The organism is Faecalibacillus sp. H12, from assembly GCF_013361255.1.
In the GTDB taxonomy this organism is placed as follows: Bacteria; Bacillota_I; Bacilli_A; order Erysipelotrichales; family Coprobacillaceae; genus Faecalibacillus; species Faecalibacillus intestinalis.
In genome coordinates this window covers 66,851-87,533 of record NZ_JABWDK010000001.1, presented here as the reverse complement: position 1 = coordinate 87,533, position 20,683 = coordinate 66,851, and the positions used below count along the sequence as shown (strand labels likewise).

The window sequence follows — 20,683 nt, the reverse complement described above, 5'->3', positions numbered from 1 at the left end:
ACCTTAAAGTTTGACCACTGTGATGTTTATCCTGTCCATAAAAACATTATGATAAAAATCAAATATATTTTCCAAATTCAATACGATAAAATCATTAATAACGTTTAGTTCTTTTCTACTTGTTTTTTTAATAAATCCATTAATCTTTTTTGTTTAGCGTAGAGTTTAATTATATTATAAACACGTCGATAAACAATTCGATAATCAAAAGGTCTTTTAATGTAATCAGATGCTCCCATCACAAAACCCTTATTAATGATATTTGCTGAATCTTCACTTGAAATTAAAATAACAGGTATATCATCTAACCATTTTTCTTGTTCCATCCATTGTAAAACATCAAAGCCATCAATTTCAGGCATAATAATATCTAATAAAATCAAAGAAATTCCCGAACCATATTGTTTAATATAGTCAATACATTCTTGCCCATTTGTAGCTTCCAATAAATAAAAATCATCTTTTAATACTTCATAAAGAATTGCACGATTTAACTCAGAATCATCAACAATAAGAATTGTTTGTTTAGTATCATTTCTATCAGAATAATACTGATGATCTAATTCTGTAAATATACAATTCTTTTTTCTTTTAGCGTGGTATAATAAATGATCTGCCAAAGAAACTGCTTCTTCAATTGTCCCTGTTTGATACATTGTAATCCCTGCACTCATAGAAAATTGAACACTTTCATACCCTTTGATTGTTGCATGATGAATATTTTTTAAAATATTTTGCATAATTAAATAAAGATCTTCTTTTTCAATATTTGGCAAATAAATAATGAATTCATCTCCACCATAGCGAATAAGTTTGTCTTGATTTCTAAGTGAATTCTTAATATGTTCAACAATCATTTTAAGAACCCTATCTCCGAAATCATGACCAAATGTATCATTATAAATCTTAAAATCATCCACATCGAGCATAACAATTCCTGCAGGAGTTGTTTGATGTTTTATTTTTTCTTCATAAAAACGTCTATTATAAGCACCTGTTAATACATCTAAATAAAAATCATCGTGTTTACCCAAATACTTTAAAATAAGATTGCTATTTTCTTGTCGCGATAACTCTAGTTGTTCGTCTAAACAACAAATAATTTCCATTACATATTCTTTTTGATCTACAACATAGTATTTAGAAATGACATGATAAAGTTTATCTTTGCAATATTCTAATTTTGTACAATCTTTTTTTAAACGAAATGCTTCTATTGTACTGCTTAAAAAATTAGAGTTCATTTGATTTAAATCTGTTTTTTCAAAAAGATGTACATTTGGATATAGTTCTTGATAACAAGCCATTTTATATAAAAGTTCTTTCATTGTTATTTTACTATTTTGCATGTTTTCCCCTCGATATGGTTTTATTTTAAAAAAAGAAGCAGAAAAATTCAATGAATATATCTAAAAAAGAGAAGAATATGTGATTTTAGATAAATAACACCCTTTTTCTTTTTATTGAAAATATTATTTTAAAACAGAAATAATAACTTCCTCAACCTTTTTTACATCAATTGGTTTAGCGATATGATCATTCATTCCTTTTGAAATTGCCATTTTTCTATCTTCTTCAAAAGCATTAGCAGTTAAAGCAACAATTGGAATATGAGCCTTTCCTTCATCAGATAATTCTCTAATTGTTTCCGTTGCTTTATAGCCATCCATATGAGGCATTTGAACATCCATTAAAATCAAATCATAGTTTTTAGCAGGCATTTGTTCCATTTTAGCCACACATTGAATCCCATCTTCAATACATTCAACTATTAATCCCATAGCTTCTAAAATCATTATCGCTATTTCTGCATTCAAATCATTATCTTCAGCCAATAAAACGTGTTTCCCTTGTAAAATTTGTTGTTCATCAACTAAAGACATATCTATCTTTGTCAAAAATAAATTATTATCAGCAACCTTGTGTTGTAAAATCAGGGTAAATTTCGTTCCCTTACCTAGTTCTGTTTCAACCTCAATACTTCCATTCATTACATCTACAAGCTTTTTGACAATAGACATTCCTAGTCCAGTTCCTGCAACTTTTCCTATCTAATTGATAATCAATCAAAGAATGTATTGTCATTGTAAAAGAGATAGCTGCCTGATCAATGTCTTTTACAAATATTTTTTGATGAACTTGTAATGCATAAAAAAGATTTTTTGTTTCTAAAAGCATTTTTTCTGTTTCCTCACACATAATTTGGGCAGCCATACAATTTGTAGCACGTGTTGAATAAATGATTTTATAAAATGAAAACATTTCACTTTGTGTACTCATCTTACAATAATTATGAACCGCTAATTTTAAAACTTCTTCTAGACTTTTATCTTTGACAAGTTTTCCATAATCAAGATCCGTTATTTTTAGTTTTTCTTTTGCTTGTGTTCTTAAATAATCATACATTGCCTTTGCAATTTCATCCTTCGAACGGAAATGATTATACAATGATGGTTCCTTTATCCCTAATTGCGTCGCTATTTGTGACATTGAAACATTGTCTATTCCATTTTTAGACGCTAACATAAATGTCGCCTGAATAATTTCTTCTTTCCTCTCCATATCCATTCACTTCCTTATGTTAGTTATATTGCTACCTATCGTTAGTTTAAACAATAAAAATTTAACAATTTCCAAGCTTTAATCATTATTTCATGACATTCTTATAAAGATTTTATTTGTCACCAAAAAAAATACATATATTCACAAAAAAGTAGAGACACTTTTTCAAAAAACTTGATTTTCAAGGTTTTTGAGACGTATCTCTACTTAAACATTTGTAATATTTTATTTAACGACAATGTTTACAAGAATGTGGTGAATCATCAAAAAAACACCCATAAAATCAATGCTTTTTAAGATTAAATTTTCTCAATACCAACTCAATGCCAGCAAAAACAGTTAAATTCTATTCAATAAAGACGTATCTTCTTTGAATTTTTCAGGACTATTGTGTACATAAGAAAGTGTCATTCTAATTGTTCCATGTCCTAACAATGAGCTTACTGTATTTGGTGACATACCTGCCTCCAAACATCTTGTTGCAAAAGTATGTCTGAATATGTGTGGAGATAATCTTGGACATTCAAACTCATACCCTGATTTTAAAGTTTTATTTATTGAATAATTAAGAGTACTATTAAATCCAGATCGGCAATATGCATCACCATAAACTGTAACAAATACTAATTGATCACTTATGGCACCCTTACCTCTATATGTTTTTCCTAATTGTTTTTCTCTTTTTTTTATAACTCTATTTAATATTTCAAATGTTACATCATTAATTGGAATTATCCTTTTCTTTTTATTTTTAGTTTGCGTAAAAATATATTCACGTTCTTCATTTCTTTTGTAAGATAATTGATGACCAATTTCAATATACCTTTCTTCTAAATTTACTTCATCAAAAGATAAACCTAATAATTCACTAATTCTTAGTCCAGTATTTAACATCATCAAAACCATATCCCTGACTTGTTGAGAACTTATATGCTTTAAAAGCATTTTTTCATCTTTTCTAGACATAGATTCAGTACTTTTCCTTTTAGGCTTTTTTATGTGTACACTTTTGGCTGGATTTTTTACAATTAAATCATTTTCATAAGCCAACTCCAACATTTGTTTTAATATAGATAATAAATTTCTAGATGCACTAATTGAATTTTCTTTTGCTTCATTAACCATTAATTGAATATCGATATTTCTCAGATCACGTAAATCAATATTTCCCCTATCTTTTAATAGAATATATTTATTAAATGTCGCATTCAAATGTTCTATATATTGAGGTGTAACTTCATTCGGTATTTTATAATTTTTTATCCAAAAGTTGTACCATTCTTTTAAGGTATAAGATCCACTAGCAACACTTCTGTTTTCATAATCTTCAACTTTAGCCTTTTCAAACTTTCTTCTCAACAAACTTAAGTTTGTATCACAAAAAAAGATACGTTTTCCTGCTCTATTAGTAAAACGAGCTACATATACTCCATCTTTTCTTTGACTTATGCCTAGTCCTAATTCTTTATTCCTTAAATCTTTTCCCATAACATTTCACCTAACAATCAAAAACATTATGATTAAGTAACCACTTTTCCATGGTTGGTCTCTTGATCATTCTTCTATTTCCATTAAAAATACATAAATTGGTATGTTTATTAGTAAGTCTCCTTAATGTATTAATTCCAATACCAAAATAATTTGCTGCTTCCTTTAATGTTAGTAGTATTTTTTCATCTTTATTGTTATCCATATTAATTTCCTCCTTCGTTTAAATCATAAGAAAAAATTCAAGAAATTAGTAATGTACAAAATTGCGATATTTCAAAAAATGTTGAACGAATTATTTGAAATATTCAACTGTACAAATTATAAATATCAATCTCTGTATAACCTTTTTTAACAGAGCACTTGTTTAATAACAAACAGGTTTCAATTTGTTTTATCCTGTACGATTCCTATATTTGCGACGCTTTTAACGCTCGAATTAAGGCTAATCATGAGTATCATTATTTTCGATTTAATAATCAGGTATGTATTGATATTGCCTTTATTCAATTTTCAAGGTTCTCTCTAGGGTTATTTCAATCCCTTCACTATACTGATAAAACTCTTAAATTTCGTGCATCATTTTTACTAATTTTCTAATACTTTTTTAATGCTTCAATTTATAGTAATTTTCATACCCAAATCTTCTTGTAAAGACAGTTTTCATGTTTTAAATTATTTTGCTATAGAATTTTTCCATATATAAGTCTAACAAAAAAAAGAACAATGCTTCAGTTATACTGTCTCATTATTCTTTTTCTATTTATTTGCTAGATTTTTCTTTATTATCCTACTATATTTTTAAAACAATCTCTCAAAATTATTTATTTTCTGTTGTTTTTTGTGACGCTTCTTGAGCTGAACCCATTGATGTACCACATAATCCCATATGTGTCCAGGATGATGTTAAACCATAATCGATATAAAGTTTTTGTCCAGATATGTATGAACAAAGTTTACTCCCCAATGCAACTAAAGGATAGCCTTGATCCTTAGGTTCAGCAGCAAAACCATTCCAACTTGATAAGAAAATTTGTTCAATAGCTTTTGCACCTGCTTCAGCATTACCGTTACCAGTTGATTTATTAAAATCATCTGTCAATCCTGTTGTAGTATCACCAGGACATATTGCATTAATTCTAATGTATCTTCCAATAAATTGTTTATCCATACATTTTGCATTAACATATGATAATAAACATTGTTTTGCAAAAGTATAATCTAAAGCATTATTATCTTTCGCAATAAATAACTCTTCATGGTTTTTATACCATTCCATTGATTCATCCCATGTTTTTTGATTAATTAAATCTAAACAGTTTTGATAGTTTCTTTCCCATCCAAAACCACCAACAGATGAAATATAAGTAATACTTCCATAATCAGAAATTTTTGGTAAAAGTAATTCCGTCATATACTTTTGCCCTAAGAAATTAACTTTTGAAACTAAATATTCTCTACCAGGAAAATGAGAAATACCTTGACATGAATAAAAAGCAACAATGTCATTTGGCAATTGATCAACTAATTTTTCGATTTCTTCTTTTTCTCCTAAATTAGCTTGAAATGCTTTTTTGACAGGTAAATCAATAGGATTTAAATCAGCAGCATAAACATTAGCGCCTAATTCAATCAGCAATTCACAAGCAGCTTTTCCCATACCACTTGCCGCACCAGTAATAACTACATTCTTTCCTTCAAAACCAAATAATTCTTTAATTTCCATAATAAATTCCTCCTAAACTTATTATAGACCGAACGGTCGGTTTATTCAAGTGAATTATATCACAAGTGCTTTTTCGATGAATCTTTTTATCTTTAGAGCATAGTCAAGATCTATTTTCCCATTAATAAAAATCCGATTATAATTGCTAACAAAAGTATTTGTTATAAACATACAAATGAATATAGGATCTAAATCAACCATTCTATTATTTTTTTGTTCATTTTTTATATAGTTAATCGTATCTTCGTGTATTTCTTGTGCTAATTTTTTTGAATCATCTGATATATACTTAGAATATTCAAACTGATTAAAAAATTTTAATTCTTCAATATGATTACGTTGAAATTCTAATAATTCTATTAATTCATCATTACTTGCCCCAAACAAAAAAGGATTGTTTGTTTTTGAAAAAGCTATTTTACTTTTTACAAATACCTGATTAAAAAGATCTTCTTTATTTTCAAAATAATGAAAAATTGTGGATTTAGCTATACCTGATTTTTTTGCAACATCATTTATTGATGTACCTACATATCCATTTTCATTAAATATTTCCAATGCATTTTTTAAAATAATATCTTTTTTGTTCATACTTATCACCAAAAAAGATTATACTATATATACACTATTTCTAGCTAGTTCTTATTTTTTAATCTTTTATATTTCAATCAAAAACAACCTTATATCCAACGACTCCGCCATTTTCTTGATACGGCTCTATATAGCAACTTAAATTAATATTGCTACTACTCAAAACTTGATTCATGTAGTTGTTTGCTGCTTGACTGCAAGAAGATAAATCATAGTTGTAATCTCTTATATAAAATATCTTAGGTTCAACATTTATTGCTTTAGGTGTTTCTACTTTGTTTGATTTATTATTCTGTTCCTGATTCTTTATAACTGCTGAATCTTCTTTATTTCCAACAGCAGTATTATCTTCGTTTTGAGATACTGTTCTAATGTGAACTATTAAAGTAGATATGGCAACATTGCCTTGTTGATCTTCTAACTGATATTCAACTTCATAATCACCATCTTTATTAGAATCAACAGAATTATTTATTACAACATTATCAGCTGATAACTGATCATAATTATCCTCTACTTTTTTAATATAATCTTTTGGATTAAACTGTTCTCCATTATTAAGAGTAATTTCACTTTGTATCAATTCAATTGTTGGTTTTATATTATCAACAACACTAACTATAAGTGCTTTTTCTTTTGTTTTAATACCATTCGTAACTGAATAAACAAATTTATAATCATTTACTTTTTTCAATTTTTCATTCAATGGTATTGTCAATTGCTGAGATTTATCATAATACTTTACGTAGTCCATAAAATGAATACCTTCACCGTATTCAACAGTTACTCTATCAGTTGTTAATTCTAGAAGAACAGGTTCAATGTATTTATCAATTGTATCTTTGTTCATTAAATAAACGACACTTACAATAAAAGCAAATACCATTATAAAAATAGTTAAAGAGATTCTTTGAGTACGTTTCTTTTTTATCTCCTCTTTTGCATCTTCAAAAACACTCTGCTGATCCATTAGGCTGTATCGAATCTTCTCCATAGATTCTGCACTAATTTCAGGATCACATAAAGTATCTGGGGTTAAGCCATATTCCATTGCTTATGAGATTTCTCGCATCTGCTCCCAATTAAACTTAGGATCTTTCATTTTAGAAATATCAAGTCCTTTTTCATCAGCTAAACGGAGCTGTGTCTTTTGTCTTGAATCGTATGCATATGTTTCAAATAATTTATCTAATGTTTTTGACATCTAAACCATCTTTTCTTCAACTACACGACTGCTTGTTTTTGCAATCAGTTTCAATATCAGTTATAATAGCTGGTTTCATTTCTAAAATAGTGACATCATGATTTGTTTGTGCAATGAATTCAGCAGTTTCTCCACCTACTTCTCCACCACCACAAACAACAACTGGTTCTTGGTTGACATCTATTTTACCATAAAGAACATCTTAAGCAGTTACAACGTTTTCTGAATTGATTCCTTCAATTGGTGGCGTTAATGGTACTGAACCAGTTGCTACAACAATCGTATCTGGTCTAGCTTCTTTAATTGTATCTTCAGATACTTCTTGACCCATTTTAAATGTGACACCTAATACTTCACATTGTTTTCTATAAGCAGAAATTACAGTAGAAAGTTCTCCTTTTCCCATTGGATAAGCAGCACTTCTAAATACTCCACCAAAATGTGTATCTTTATCATAAACCGTTACATTATGACCTCTTTGAGCTGCAATACGAGCTGCCAGCAATCCACCTGGATCAGCACCAATAATCATAATATTTTTTGTATTATCAGCTTTTGATAAATCATGTTCAAATTCTCTTGTACATCTAGGATTTACTAAACAAGTGAAGTTGCCCTTCATCGCTTCTCCAAAACATCCTTGTAAACAGCATACACAATGATTGGTTTCTTCCAATTTGCCTTCTTTTGCTTTTTTAGGGAAATTTTGCAAAAAAAATACATTTTACACATATAATCGGAACAAAAAAGATGAACGTTTACAAATTTGCAAAATTACGACATAATTTATGTCTTTAGATAGATTAAATACTCATAGAATTGTATAATAGTACTAGGGAATAGGTTCATGATGAAACCAAGGAAAAAACCATGGAATAGAATACAAAGATAAAAGTTAGCGTTGAAGAATTGAATGAATTATCAATTGTTGGTGGTAATGATGGAAATCCAGAACCCAGATGTTCTATTTCTAACGTTATCATTACGACTGTTTTAGTATCATTAGTGTCTATTTCATATTTTACTACTAGTCCAGAGCAGTGCTAGTTAATTGGACGTATTCCCGCGTCTATTCGAATCGCTACTCCAAGTTCGTATAGATGAATAGAAAGGATTTATGTGTATGGTAGAAAAGTTTTATGATAATAGAAATTTTAAAATACTTAAAATAAACAAAAAAACAGAAAATATTAGTATGTTGATCATTGTGTTATGTACATTGCTACTATTGGTATTTTTTTTAAAGATTAAAAGATTTTATATTAATGATATAGGCTTGTTTTTTTCTGCATTTGGAGCCGTGCTTATTTCTGTTTTCCCTTTTAGTATTGTACATGAATATATACATTTGCTATCATATCCGAAAAAAAGTAGAAAAAAAATAATATTCAAAATGAAGAACTTACAACCGATAATATCTGTTGAAAGTGATGCGAAGATGAGTAAGTGTAGAACTCTAATAATGTTAATATCTCCGACGCTTGTCTTGGCAATTATTCCTATTTTTTTATCATTCATTATAAAAAAGTTGATTCTAATGACTTTTCTTATTTTTTTTGGCTTTTCAAGCTTAGCAATGTCGGCAAGTGATATATATTTTTTTATTGTTATATTGTTAAAAATGAGAAATAACGAACTTTTTTATCAAGAAGATAATAAGATTTATATTTTAAAAAAATGAAGTTTTTTTGACGCTCTAAATAATCGAGTGCTTTAGCGAAATTCGCTCTAAATTATTAGGGGGTGATATTGATGTGGAATCAGTATCCCCTCTAAAATATTCAGTGCTTTTTTAAGAGGAAAATTAGGATGATGTCTGGTCCTGGTTTTCCTCCTTTTATTTGTTTTCTATTTTTATTTTATTTTTTGTAGGCTCCTCTAGGATTTCCTATACGTTTTATTCTGTCTGTATGTTCATTCATTGTGTAAGTTTCATATTTGTTTTGAGAATATAGGATTCTGTTTCTTGCACGTTGAAAATTGGACATACCATCAAGTATCGATGCGAGCAATGGACGGTGAAGCAAAACTTTTAAATACAAGTTCTTTTAGTGATATTACAAGAAACTCCATTTATAACTCTTCAACCAATCCTTGAATTATAAATCCATTCCAGTCTTCTTTTATATATTGATTTCCTCTTCGTTTGACTACTTCGCCAAGCTTTTCACTTTCCTGAAGTCTTTCATTTAATTCTTTAAGATTTCGCATATAGATCAGTCTGCTTTTTATTTTACTTTCCATTTCTTCATTAAATACATTTCTTAATTCTTTTAGTTCTTTAATTCCATACTGTTTCAAATTTCCCTATGTCTGACAGTATTTTTTCTCCATATGAATGTGTTCTTGTTGGCATTGGCTTCATACTTAGTACCGTCAATGCATAATACATCTGTATCGATAGGAAGCTCATCATCCATGATTCTGTTCATTTCATAGAAAATTTCTTCAACAGACATAATGAGAGCATCATGGATGAATCTCTGAAATGCCTGATGAGAAGGCTTCTGATTCTGTGCGATGAACATATATCTGATGTCAGTTCTGCATAGTTCTGCAAGCTTTCTTGTAGATGCATAACCATTATCCGCAAAAGCAAGCAGAAGCAGTCTGAGCATCATGAGACCATCATACCCGTGAGAATTTCTATGAGTGAAGGCAACAAACTTGTTTATATCTATCCTTTCCGTAACTTTAATCACAGTTCTTGAAATATCATCAGCAGTTACATCTTTTTCAAAAGAAATATTAAAATCTAGTAGCGCATATGTCTGATATGCCGTATAATCTTGTTGGTATGTTTTCATGGTAGAATTAATGTACCATAAAAGGCGGACTTCGGTCCGCCTTTTACTGTTTATGAAACTATAATGAGTTATTTACCCGTTACAGCCTCAATACAATAAATAAGAAGATAATAAAAATCGTATTGCAAGAAAGTTACTAGATATGGAATTTTATTCAAGTAGTATTACTTGAATAAAATTCATTTTTAAAAATTATTATATTATCTTCTTTTTTTGTGCATAAAACAGTATCAAAAAATAATGAATAATCAGATGCTCCACAAGTAAATAATATCGTTAAAAGACTACCTATAATTCTTGATATAAATGGTGAAATAAATACGATACCACAATACCAAAGAAATAATGGTATTAATGCTAATATGATATTTGGAAATAGAAGCATTAATAAAAATCTATTTCTTTTTAATGGGCAATTCGAATATATTTGAAAAGAAAATAAAAATAGTGAATTTCTATTAATTTCATACCATAACTCTTTTTTTGCTTTTTTTGGAAACCAAATTGCATGCAATATTTCGTGTACTAAAAATATAGGAATCAAAAATATAATACCTATTATAATGCATAATATTAGTTCTATTATAGAATGGTTTTTAATTGGGTGGGTAAAAAAATTATAAAATGTCTCTATAAATTATAGTTGCTATTAGAATAAAAGAAAAAAATTTCCCATTGATCCAAAAAGAATTATTTGTTATTTTTTTTGAATTTTTGGGTAAAACGTCATTTTTGAATTCTTGATTTTTTTTATTACCCATAAAAGATATATGCCACATAGAAGTCTCCCTTCTATTTATAAAAAATCAAATCACATGTTTTATTGTTTATTACATGTCTAACTTATCATGGCCAACTGCAAGCTTCACCAACTGAGAATGTACTTGTAATTGAAATCGTAATAACTGTAAGAGTAATTAAGCTAGTCTTTATTGAATATGGGGAAACATTTCCACCATTATCATCCCCACCAACTACAGATAATTCTTTTAGTTCTTCTAAATCAATTTTCCTAGCAGTTTCTTTAGTGTTATTCAGATAAGATATCATTTAAATGTAATATCATAAAAACTATATTACTTTTTTCAATTAATTAAATGCTATTTCCTTACCTATATAATACTACTATTAATTTGTCATAACAATACTTTTCTGTTGATTTAATCAATATAATTTATGATTTGTGATAAGATAATTAAAAAATAAATTATATAAATATAATAACATTTTTTATAAAATATGTTTAATCAAATGAGTACTATCATGCATTTTTTCATACATTTTTAATTTAAATATACCAATTACATATTATGAAAGATAAGGCATACTATTAAGATTAAATAATCAAAAAATCATTAAAATTTTACTTAAATAAGACAGTATATCCAACAATTCCACCATTTTCCTGATACGGTTCTATATAACCATTTATATTAATATTGCTACTATTCAATACTTGATTCATATAATTGCTTGCCGCTTGATTACAGGCTGATAAATCATAGTTGTAATCTTTTATATAAAATATCTTCGGTTCAACATTTATTGTCTTAGGTGTTTCTACTTTGTTTGATTTATCCCTCTGTTCCTGATTCTTTTTAACCGTTGAATCTTCTTTATTTCTAACAGCAGTATTATCTTCGGTTTGAGGTACTGTTCTAATGTGAACTATTAAAGTAGATATGGCAACATTGCCGTGTTGATCTTTTAATTGATATTCGACTTCATAATCACCATCTTTATTTGTATCAACAGTATTTTTAATTACAACATTATCAGCTGATAACTGATCATAATTATCCTCTACTTTTTTAATATAATCTTTTGGTGTAAACTGTTCCCCACTATCAAGAGTAATTTCACTTTGTGTCAATTCAATTATTGGTTTTGCTGTATCAACAACGCTAACTATCAATGTTTTTTCTTTTGTTTTAACACCATTCGTAACAGAATAAACAAATTTATAATCCTTTATCTTATTTAGCTTTTGATTCAAAGGTATTGTTAATTGCTGAGATTTATCATAATACTTTACATAATCCATGAAATGAATATCTTCGCCATATTCAACAGTTACTCTATCTGTTGTTAATTCTAACGGTACTGGTTCAATGTACTTATCAACTGTGTCTTTGTTCATTAAATAAACAATACATGTAATAGAAGAACATACTATTGTGAAAATGATTAAAGAAATTCTTTTAGTACGTTTCTTTTTAACTTCTTCTTTTGCATCTTCAAAAACACTTTGCTGATCCATCAGACTATATCGAATCTTCTCCATAGATTCAGCATTGATTTCAGGATCACATAAAGTATCAGGATTCAGTCCATATTCCATTGCTAATGAAATTTCTCGCATCTGTTCCCAGTTGAATCTTGGATCTTTCATTTTAGAAATATCAAGTCCTTTTTCATCAGCCAAACGAAGCTGTGTCTTCTGTCTTGCATCATAGGCATATGTTTCAAATAATTCATCTAATTTTTTTGACATCTAAACCATCTTTTCTTCAACTACTCGATTACTCGTTTTTGCAATCAATTTTAGGTATTCCATATCATCCAAATGTAAAATATAGTCAAGAACATCTTCCTCATCAACTTTTGTTTTTGCAATCAGTTCCTGCTGCAATACCTTATCTTCTGATTTTAATATCTCATAAAGTTCATTTACTTTTTTCATTATTTCAGCGTTATCATTTGACTTTTTAACAAGTTCAATATTGCTTAGCTTTATCAAATTATTATCAAAATATTCAATTGCATTTGTATGATCAAACAAACAGGCAATAAATGTAGAATTTCTAATAAAAGATACATTGCTAAACTTTGATCCAGCAAAGGATACATGTATAAAATTTCCTTTAAGAGAAACTTTTTCAAAGATATAGTCATCAAACGATGTTTTGTCAACATCATCAAAATGAAGATCATTGTTTAAAAAAGTACACTCTTTAAAGTCTGTTGTAGCATTCAATTTTACATTATCACTTACAGAACAATCTACAAAATGGCATTTATAAAAAAGCTTATTATTTAAAAAATCTTGTGACAATTCCTGACTGCTATAGATTTCATTTTTTATAATTTGTCTTTCATTTTCTTCTTTCATTTCCTGATCATCTTCCTTTTTTTCTTCCAACACGGCAACATTGCCATGTTGAACTTCAAGCATTTCTTCTTGAATTAAAATATCTTCAAATCTGTTTTGTTTTTCTACCAGCTCATTTAAATTAACTTTGCTACCAATTACTGAGACACCCTGCATATTATTTTCCATAAAATCAACTGTCTCAATTCCTTTACAGTTAATAAAATAACTGTTTGCCAGTATTGAATTTACAATTATTGAATTATTAAACCTGCAGTTATAAAAGACTACATTTTTAAAATTACATTTGGAAATTTTAACATTGTCAAATATACAGTTATGAAAGACTATTCTTTCTTTAATATCTAAACTCGACAGACTTGTTGCTTCAATCTTACAGTTTCTTAAAAACAGTTCTTTCTTTTTTCAAAGCATTGTATATTTGATGAGTTTATTTTCAAAACATGTATTCTGATAAATATATTTTTCATTAATTTTTTCTAGATCCTTTCCAACCTTTCTTACAATGATTGGACTAATGACACCCTCTTCTTTAATACTGTTCACCAAATTTGCCATGTCTTCATCTTCCTTTACCTTATAAGGATGATATCGAAACGGTCTTAATTTTGACCTTGTTAATGTTTTAATACTTTTATCGTTATCCATAATTACCTCCTTTTTTTACATAAAGAAAACTGCTTAAAAAGCCAAGCAGTCAGAGGCGTTTTTTATATAGGTTGCAAACCTACAAAATGGATTCACAACAATGTTGCACAAATGTCGTAATACCAATTGGTACAAAATGACCCTTTTACTGTACCAATTTTGTACCAATCGTCCCTAAAAATAGAAATATGTGCAAATAAAAAAGTAGAGACACTTTTTTCAAAAAGCTTGATTTTACAAGGCTTTTGAGACGTATCTCTACTTAAACATTTGTAATATTTTATTTAACGACAATGTTTACAATTTTATTTTTAACCACAATTACTTTAACGATATTTTTACCGTCAGTATGTGCTTTAACGTTTTCTTGTTGGAATGCTAATTCTTTAACAGCTTCATCATCTGCATCTTTAGCAACTTCAATTTTAGCTCTTAATTTACCATTAACTTGGATACCCATTTGAACAGTATCACTAACTAACATTTTTTCATCATATGTTGGCCATGGTTCATAAGCAATTGAATCATTGTGTCCTAATTGTTGCCACATTTCTTCACAGATATGAGGTGCAATACATGAAAGCATTTTAATAAAGTTTTCAGCATATTCTTTATAAACATGTTCAGCTTTATAACATTCATTAATGAAAATCATCATTTGTGAAATAGCTGTATTGAAACCTAATTTTTCAAAATCATCAGTAACTTTTTTAACTGTTTGATGATATACACGATCTAAACTATGATCATTTTCATCAGATAATTTACCAGTTTCAATCATTAAACGATAAACACGGTCTAACCATTTACGAGAACCATCTAATCCATTTGTTGACCAAGGAAGTGATGCTTCAAGTGGTCCCATGAACATTTCGTATAAACGAAGTGAATCTGCACCATGACTAGCAACGATATCATCAGGGTTAACAACGTTACCTCTTGATTTAGACATTTTTTCGTTGTTATCTCCTAAAATCATACCTTGGTGTACTAAACGTTGCCATGGTTCTTTACATTTAACAACACCACAATCATAAAGAACTTTATGCCAGAAACGAGAATATAATAAGTGTAATACCGCATGTTCTGCTCCACCTACATATAAATCAACTGGTAACCATTTATCTAATAATTTTGGATCACAAATTTGTTCACTATTATGTGGATCAATATAACGAATATAATACCAACATGATCCAGCCCATTGAGGCATTGTATTTGTTTCACGACGCCCTTTTTGTCCATCGATTTCTACTTCTAACCAATCTTCACAGTTAGCAAGTGGTGATTCACCACTATCATGAGGTTGGAAATTTTTAGTTGCTGGTAATTCTAGTGGAAGTTCTTCTACAGGAACTGTACGCATTGTACCATCTTCCATATGAACGATAGGAATTGGTTCACCCCAATAACGTTGTCTTGAAAATAACCAATCTCTTAATTTATAAGATACTTTCTTTTGTCCACAATGATGTTCTTGTAACCAATCTACCATTTTATCAATAGCTTCTTGTTTTCCAAGGCCATTTAACCATTCAGAATTGATATGAACACCATCTTCTGTATAAGCTTCTTCTTCGATATTTCCACCTTCTAATACTGGAATGATTTCAATACCAAATTTTTTAGCAAATTCATAGTCACGATCATCATGTGCTGGAACAGCCATGATAGCTCCTGTACCATAACTTGCAAGCACATAATCAGAAATCCAAATTGGAATTTTTTTACCATTTACAGGATTGATAGCATAAGCTCCAGTAAAGACACCTGTTTTATCTTTATTAAGTTCTGTTCTTTCTAAGTCAGATTTACTTGCACAGCTTTCTTTATAAGCTTCAACATCTGCTTTTTGCGCATCTGTTGTAATTTCTTCAACATATGGATGTTCTGGTGCCATAACACAGTATGTTGCTCCAAATAATGTATCACAACGTGTTGTAAAAACAGTAAACACTTTATTTGTTCCATCAATTTTAAAATCAACATTTGCACCAATAGATTTTCCAATCCAATTACGTTGCATTTGTTTTGTTGCTTCTGGCCAATCTAAGTCATCTAAATCAGCTAGTAATCTTTCAGCATATTCAGTAATTTTTAAAACCCATTGACGCATTGGTTTACGGATAACAGGATATCCACCACGTTCACTTTTACCATCAATAACTTCTTCATTAGCAAGAACAGCTTTTAATTCTGGACACCAGTTAACTGGAATTTCATCAATATATGCTAATCCTTGATCATATAATTTTGTAAAGATCCATTGTGTCCATTTATAATACTCTGGATCACTTGTTGCAATTTCACGATCCCAATCATAAGAAAATCCTAATGATTTAATTTGTTTTCTAAAAACATCAATATTCTTTTTAGTAAATTCAGCAGGATGATGACCTGTTTGAATCGCAAATTGTTCAGCAGGTAATCCAAATGAATCAAATCCCATTGGATGTAATACATTATATCCTTGCATTCTTTTCATTCTTGATACGATATCTGTTGCAGTATATCCTTCAGGATGTCCTACATGTAAACCATTTCCAGATGGATATGGGAACATATCCATACAATAATATTTAGGTTTTGAATCATCATAACAATCTGTTTTAAATGTTTTGTTTTCGTCCCAATATTTTTGCCATTTTGGCTCTATTTTTGTGTGATCGAACGGCATAATTTTTCCTCCTTAAATATAAAAAAGCGTCCTTATCTAAGGACGCCAATTTTAACGCGATACCACCTTAGTTCTAGAATAAAATTCTAGCACCTCAAAACTTTAACGCAGTTCTACGATATTTTTTACTTTATTCAAAAATACATCTCCTAGGCGAGTTCACAAATACTATAATCAGTTTTCACCAACCACTGACTCTCTAAATATAGGGGATTTGCTAGTACTCCTATTCATTGATTTTGCTTTTCTATTATACCACATCACATACTTTATGCAATAAAAAACTTCCTAACTCTTTAAAGCTTCTATAATTTCTATCTGTTTTACTTTTTTAATTGGGATCAAACAACATAATAATGTTAAAATAAGTACTCCTATAAAAACACCTAAAAGCACATTATTTTGTATAACAAAAAATTCATCCATCAAATCTGAAATACTTTTTTGAATCAACTGATTAGCAAAAATAAATAACTCTTTTAAAACAATCATTGCTTCTATAAATGCTGTGCAGGAAATACCTAGACCTTGACACAAAACAAGAGTTATCATCTGCCATAATGAAGCCCCCAATGTTTGTAAAATAGCAAAATATTTTTTTCTTTTAATGACCATCAAATATAAAACAACACCTAATAAAAAGCAGGCTGTTACAACTGATAAAGAACTAAAACAATAAAGGATCCATTCAATTTGTTGAAATTTTTCATCGATGCTTGAAGATAATGAACTATTTGCAAGTTTAAATTGATATAAAGGATATTTATTTTTTAAATCTTTTAAAATATTTTTATCTTTTACTTGCAAAAAAGCAGTTTGCCCTACTTCTATTTGATAAAGTTCTTTTAACATTTGACTCATTGCATATTCATTAAAATAAACGGTCTCCATTAAAGTCTTTTTATTTTCAATCCCTACAATTTTAACTTTATAAAAACAAATTCTATTTTGATATTCAAAAAACAAATATACATCTTTATTTATTAAATTCTTCTGATGCGATAAATATAAAAGTTGTTCATAAGTAGATTTAGATAAAATGATTTCTTGAGCATTTTTTATCTTTCTTCCTTGAATTTTCTTTTGTGGTTGCTGAATATAATCAGAAATATAAAGTGTTTTTTTCGTTTGATATTTTTCAGAAAAAGAGATTCCTAAAAAATCCACCTGATCATTTTGTAAAAAACGGTATTGAATTGCTGGATGTTGAATTTGTTTCAAATCATCCATCTTGATCATTTGATTATTTTTCTTTTTTAACATAATGGTTGTTGAAGGAATAATTTGTTCTAATTGCCGATGAATTTGTTTTTGTGTTGATTGAGTCAATGAGAGGGTCAATAAAATACTTAAAAGTGCTAAAAATAAAACTTGTACAACAATAAAAGAACTCTTCCACGTCATTTTCAATTCTTTCAATATAAATTGTAAAAAAGATCTTTTACTTGTTTTTTCTTCTTGTTTTTTTCTTTGAGTTATTGGATTTTGATGAATTAATTTTAATTGATAATCTTCTATTTTATAGAGATAATCATGGTATTTTTTAGCAAGTATTTCATCATGACTAATAACAATCACTAATTTTTCTTTAGACAGTTGTTTTAATATTTTAAAAATTTCTTCACTATTTTTTGCATCTAAAGCACCTGTTGGTTCATCACATAAAATAATGGGATGCTTAGCAATAAATCCTCGATAAATAGCAACTCGTTGTTTTTGACCTCCAGATAAAATTGCTGTTTTATAACGTTGTAAGTCTTTTATTTTTAAACGTTCTAAATAATATTCTTTTTTAGAAATCATTATTCTTTTAAAATACGAAATGAGATTTACATTTTCTTTAACATTCATTTCTTCTATTAAATAAAACTGTTGAAAAACAAAACCAATGTATTTTCTAATATAATGTGGTATTTGTCGAATATCTTGTCCATCAATTTCAATCACACCTTGATACTCATTATCCAAACCTCCTAAAATATTTAAAAGTGTCGATTTACCACTACCGCTTTTACCAACAATGACATACATCCCTGTTTCTTGAAATGTCATAGACATCTCCTTGAATAAAGGTCGATCAAAAGACTTCGTTACATTCTTAATTTCTAACATCCTATTCCTCCCTTAAACACTCATACATTTTTATTTTTTTCATCTTTAAAACTATAAATAGACTTAACAAAATTCCTTGCACGATATATCCCAAAAGATAAAAGAGATATAACGTAAATGGCCATTGAAACTCTCTTGGTAAAACAAACAAATGACTTATGCCCCAGATCTTTTTAGAAATATCAAAAAATGAAATAATTTTTAAAACTCCACTAGAAACCAAACAAGAAACTATTCCAATTGAAATCATCATTAAGCTTATTTTTTTTAAAATAAAAAATGCTAAATGATTATTTTGATAACCATTAGCAAGCATGATGGCAAATATTTTTTGATTTTCATAAAACATCGATAAAACCATATATCCCATTAAAACGATTGCAATCATAAAACTTAAAAAAATAAAAACAAGACTAACCTTTTTAAAAAGATCAATAACTTTAAAATAACTTTCATATTCTTCATAAATAGGTGCTATACCTTGATATTGAACTGATAAATGCGTTAAATAATCTTTCATATATTTATGATTTTTAACATAGACAATACACGTTGAAACATCAATGCATTGAAGGGCTATTTCATTGGATAATGAATGATAATAAAGAACAGGTTCTTGATAATCATCTTGAATTACTCCTTTGATTTTTAATGTATATTGATGATGATTAAGTTTATAAATAAGTTTATTTTGTTTTATTTTGGTAATTAAAGCATGATTGACATAAACTTCATTTTGCTTTGTTTTTTTGTTAATTGAAAAAGATTGAAAGTTTTTAAGACCTTCAATCTTTCCTATATCTAAATGATATTGATATTTTCCTTTCAGTTTTGTTATTTCTTTTTCTTTAAAAGGTTCTTGATTTTTCTTTTGAATCATAACTAAATTATTATTTATTGCTTGATTATATTGTTTTTGATAATAACCATTAAATCCTTCTAAACCAGTAATAATGAGCGTCATTGCTAGTACCATATAAATTTGTGAAACAAACATCATCACCCATTTCTTTTTATCTTTTAAAATCATTTGGATCATTTCTTTAAACAATAATCCACATTTTGTTTTTCTTATTTCATAACGTGAATATAATTGATGGTTCCAATCATAATGATGTTTTAAACATTCAAAATTCAAATGATAAGGTGTATATTTTGAAATTTTTTGATCATGAGAAACAATAAGAATAAGGCGTCTTTGACTCGCTTTTTTTAAAAAACGATAAACTTTTTGACGATTTATTTCATCTAAAGCTCCTGTCGGTTCATCACATAAAATAATAGGACTTGAACATAATAAAGCACGAATAAGGGCCACGCGTTGTTTTTGCCCACCCGATAAATTCTTTACCTTTTGATTTACTAGTTCATTTAATTCAAAGATTTCTAATAATTCTTGTAACTGTTTTTCTACAACCTTTATTCCTTTTAAGTGACAATAAAATAAACAGTTATCTTTAACACTCAAATAATCAATTAACTGATAATTTTGATAAACAAAACTAATAACAAGTTGTCGATAATCTTTAATATCTTCTATTTTTACTTGATTAAAAAGAATCTTTCCCTCATAGTCTTGATCCAATCCTGCTATTAATTGTAAAAGTGTTGATTTTCCACATCCACTTTCTCCTGTAATAGCAATCAAACCATAATCAGGAAAATGAATATTCAAATTTTCAAAAATAACTCTTTCTCCTTCAATTGTTTTAAATTTTTTTGTGACATTCTTTAACTCTAATCCCATTTTCTTACT

20 protein-coding genes, 1 pseudogene and 1 other annotated feature are annotated in these 20,683 nt (G+C 28.3%); of the genes and pseudogenes, 1 reads left to right on the top strand and 20 read right to left on the bottom strand.

Annotated features, from left to right (window positions below):
- Positions 1–104: 104 nt before the first annotated feature.
- From HUU89_RS00535 to HUU89_RS15375, 10 genes and pseudogenes are all read right to left on the bottom strand, one after another.
- Positions 105–1,349: a diguanylate cyclase domain-containing protein gene (locus HUU89_RS00535; RefSeq protein WP_175300700.1), complete on the bottom strand. Its 1,245-nt coding sequence runs from the start codon at positions 1,347–1,349 to the stop codon at positions 105–107.
- Between the two features lie 123 nt (positions 1,350–1,472).
- Complete coding sequence (locus HUU89_RS00530; protein WP_175300699.1) at positions 1,473–2,021, bottom strand: response regulator; 549 nt, start codon at positions 2,019–2,021, stop codon at positions 1,473–1,475.
- Entirely contained in the window at positions 1,975–2,562 is a 588-nt protein-coding gene (locus HUU89_RS00525; RefSeq protein ID WP_175300698.1) for a TetR/AcrR family transcriptional regulator, read from the bottom strand. Before HUU89_RS00525 ends, HUU89_RS00530 begins: the two co-directional genes overlap by 47 nt.
- Before the next feature lie 339 nt (positions 2,563–2,901).
- The gene (locus HUU89_RS00520; RefSeq protein ID WP_175300697.1) at positions 2,902–4,050 is read right to left on the bottom strand and encodes a tyrosine-type recombinase/integrase; all 1,149 of its coding nucleotides are present in this window, start codon (positions 4,048–4,050) and stop codon (positions 2,902–2,904) included.
- 10 nt (positions 4,051–4,060) lie between these two features.
- The gene (locus tag HUU89_RS00515) at positions 4,061–4,255 is read right to left on the bottom strand and encodes an excisionase (RefSeq protein WP_009300576.1); all 195 of its coding nucleotides are present in this window, start codon (positions 4,253–4,255) and stop codon (positions 4,061–4,063) included.
- Positions 4,256–4,870: 615 nt separating this feature from the next.
- A complete protein-coding gene (locus tag HUU89_RS00510; protein WP_147579973.1) occupies positions 4,871–5,776 on the bottom strand; it encodes an SDR family oxidoreductase in 906 nt (301 codons plus the stop codon).
- 54 nt (positions 5,777–5,830) lie between these two features.
- Entirely contained in the window at positions 5,831–6,367 is a 537-nt protein-coding gene (locus HUU89_RS00505; protein ID WP_147579972.1) for a TetR/AcrR family transcriptional regulator, read from the bottom strand.
- 73 nt (positions 6,368–6,440) lie between these two features.
- Complete coding sequence (locus HUU89_RS00500) at positions 6,441–7,418, bottom strand: immunoglobulin-like domain-containing protein (protein WP_175300696.1); 978 nt, start codon at positions 7,416–7,418, stop codon at positions 6,441–6,443.
- Positions 7,419–7,421: 3 nt separating this feature from the next.
- Complete coding sequence (locus HUU89_RS00495; protein WP_175300695.1) at positions 7,422–7,571, bottom strand: hypothetical protein; 150 nt, start codon at positions 7,569–7,571, stop codon at positions 7,422–7,424.
- 16 nt (positions 7,572–7,587) lie between these two features.
- A pseudogene (locus HUU89_RS15375) lies at positions 7,588–8,103 on the bottom strand (FAD-dependent oxidoreductase).
- Between the two features lie 591 nt (positions 8,104–8,694).
- Between HUU89_RS15375 and HUU89_RS00480 the strand changes: the two are divergent.
- The gene (locus HUU89_RS00480) at positions 8,695–9,252 is read left to right on the top strand and encodes a DUF3267 domain-containing protein (protein WP_117813566.1); all 558 of its coding nucleotides are present in this window, start codon (positions 8,695–8,697) and stop codon (positions 9,250–9,252) included.
- 392 nt (positions 9,253–9,644) lie between these two features.
- Here the strand turns inward: HUU89_RS00480 and HUU89_RS14830 are convergent, their stop codons facing one another.
- From HUU89_RS14830 to HUU89_RS00435, 10 genes are all read right to left on the bottom strand, one after another.
- Positions 9,645–9,872 (bottom strand): hypothetical protein, encoded by a 228-nt coding sequence (locus tag HUU89_RS14830; protein WP_009300536.1) that lies wholly within the window; start codon positions 9,870–9,872, stop codon positions 9,645–9,647.
- Positions 9,869–10,378 carry a transposase gene (locus HUU89_RS14825; RefSeq protein ID WP_254697668.1) on the bottom strand — a complete coding sequence of 170 codons (510 nt, stop codon included), beginning with the start codon at positions 10,376–10,378 and terminating at the stop codon, positions 9,869–9,871. Before HUU89_RS14825 ends, HUU89_RS14830 begins: the two co-directional genes overlap by 4 nt.
- A gap of 154 nt (positions 10,379–10,532) precedes the next feature.
- Entirely contained in the window at positions 10,533–10,922 is a 390-nt protein-coding gene (locus tag HUU89_RS15370) for a DUF3267 domain-containing protein (protein ID WP_035118634.1), read from the bottom strand.
- Between the two features lie 302 nt (positions 10,923–11,224).
- On the bottom strand, positions 11,225–11,428 hold the full coding sequence (locus tag HUU89_RS00465) for a hypothetical protein (RefSeq protein WP_175300694.1): 204 nt from the start codon (positions 11,426–11,428) through the stop codon (positions 11,225–11,227).
- 313 nt (positions 11,429–11,741) lie between these two features.
- Positions 11,742–12,872, bottom strand: a complete 1,131-nt coding sequence (locus tag HUU89_RS00460) for an immunoglobulin-like domain-containing protein (RefSeq protein ID WP_147579967.1) — start codon at positions 12,870–12,872, stop codon at positions 11,742–11,744.
- Positions 12,873–13,658 carry a hypothetical protein gene (locus tag HUU89_RS00455; protein WP_254697667.1) on the bottom strand — a complete coding sequence of 262 codons (786 nt, stop codon included), beginning with the start codon at positions 13,656–13,658 and terminating at the stop codon, positions 12,873–12,875.
- 237 nt (positions 13,659–13,895) lie between these two features.
- Positions 13,896–14,138 carry a ParB N-terminal domain-containing protein gene (locus HUU89_RS00450; protein ID WP_175300693.1) on the bottom strand — a complete coding sequence of 81 codons (243 nt, stop codon included), beginning with the start codon at positions 14,136–14,138 and terminating at the stop codon, positions 13,896–13,898.
- A 280-nt stretch (positions 14,139–14,418) separates the two neighbouring features.
- A complete protein-coding gene (gene leuS / locus HUU89_RS00445; protein ID WP_032091412.1) occupies positions 14,419–16,815 on the bottom strand; it encodes a leucine--tRNA ligase in 2,397 nt (798 codons plus the stop codon).
- A gap of 35 nt (positions 16,816–16,850) precedes the next feature.
- Positions 16,851–17,058 (bottom strand) — a binding site (T-box leader).
- A gap of 45 nt (positions 17,059–17,103) precedes the next feature.
- Positions 17,104–18,927, bottom strand: coding sequence for an ATP-binding cassette domain-containing protein (locus HUU89_RS00440; protein ID WP_175300692.1), 1,824 nt, complete (start codon positions 18,925–18,927; stop codon positions 17,104–17,106).
- Between the two features lies 1 nt (position 18,928).
- Positions 18,929–20,674, bottom strand: a complete 1,746-nt coding sequence (locus HUU89_RS00435) for an ABC transporter ATP-binding protein (protein WP_175300691.1) — start codon at positions 20,672–20,674, stop codon at positions 18,929–18,931.
- Between the last annotated feature and the right edge of the window lie 9 nt (positions 20,675–20,683).